A 1,288-nucleotide genomic window follows, 5' to 3' on the forward strand; every position below is an offset into this window, starting at 1 on the left:
TGATGTGGTTCCGTTAATTAGACCACTCAATCTAGTTTTATAAGTGATAAATCCGCTCTAAATATTTAAATTATGCTGCCATTACTTTTGAGAAATGTCGATCATAAAATTCATTTGGTGTTGCCTTATTCAAGCTTGAATGAGGACGTATCGTGTTATAAAAATCCAAATATTCAGCAATTGATTGTTTTGCTTGTTTAACCGTATCGTAAGCCTTCAAATAGACTTCCTCATGCTTCACACTGCGCCATAAACGCTCAATCATCACATTATCCATCCACCGTCCTTTTCCGTCCATACTGATACGGATATTTCGCAATTTTAACTCATTCAAAAATGCCTCGCTTGTGAATTGACTGCCTTGGTCTGTATTGAACACCTCAGGACAACCATATTTCACAATTGCTTCTTGCAACGCATCTATGCAAAAGTCTGTTTCCATACTGATCGATACACTATGAGCCAGTACTTTACGACTATGCCAATCTATAATCGCACACAGATAGACAAAGCCTTTAGCCATAGGAATGTACGTGATATCTGTACACCAGACTTGATTAGAGTGATCTATAACCATGTTTTTCAAAAGATATGGAAAAATACGGTGTGCAAGATTAGGCTTACTGGTATTGGGCTTTGGATACAAGGCATGTATTCTCATTAAGCGCATTAAACGTCGGACTTTACGCCGACCTATTTGATGTCCTTGACGCTGTAGCATGTCTCGTATCATTCGACTGCCCATAAATGGGTAGTCGATGTGAATTTCATCAATCAGACGCATTAAACTCAAATCAGTTGATGAAATCTCTTTGGGCTTGTAATACAACGTGCTGCGATTGATTTGAATCAATTGCGATTGTTGTCGTACCGAAAGTTGATGGGTCTTATCGATCATTTTTTGCCGCTCAGTTGCCCTGTTTTTCTGAGTGCACCTTCTAAAAAATCAATTTGCAATGCCTGATGTCCTATCTTGGCATGTAAAGCTTTAAGATCAATCTCTGGTTCTTGTTGTGCTGTTGGTCGTGAAAAAATATTGATCGATTGCTCAAGCAGTTGATTTTTCCAATCAATGATTTGATTTTGATGTAAATCGAATTGAGTAGAAAGCTCAGCGAGTGTGTGGTCGCCTTTAATTGCTGCGAGAGCAACTTTAGCTTTGAAATCTGCTGAGTGATTACGACGTTTTCTTCGTGTCATGGTTGACTCCAGAAACAAGCATTTCCCATGCTTATTGGGGAGTAGATTATCACTTATAGACGTGGTCTAAAATCATAGATCCACATCA

The 1,288-nt window shown here is 38.7% G+C and carries 1 protein-coding gene; it reads right to left on the minus strand.

The window, feature by feature from the left end; all coding sequences use genetic code 11:
• Positions 1 to 70: 70 nt before the first annotated feature.
• Positions 71 to 1,200 (minus strand): IS3 family transposase gene (locus ACSC97_RS18105; protein WP_436662333.1). Its coding sequence is split into 2 segments (ribosomal slippage): positions 71 to 948 and positions 948 to 1,200, totalling 1,131 coding nucleotides; the frame shifts between segments, so codons are not numbered across the junction.
• Positions 1,201 to 1,288 lie beyond the last annotated feature (88 nt).

This window comes from Acinetobacter sp. P1(2025), from assembly GCF_051390655.1.
Taxonomy (GTDB): Bacteria; Pseudomonadota; Gammaproteobacteria; order Pseudomonadales; family Moraxellaceae; genus Acinetobacter; species Acinetobacter junii.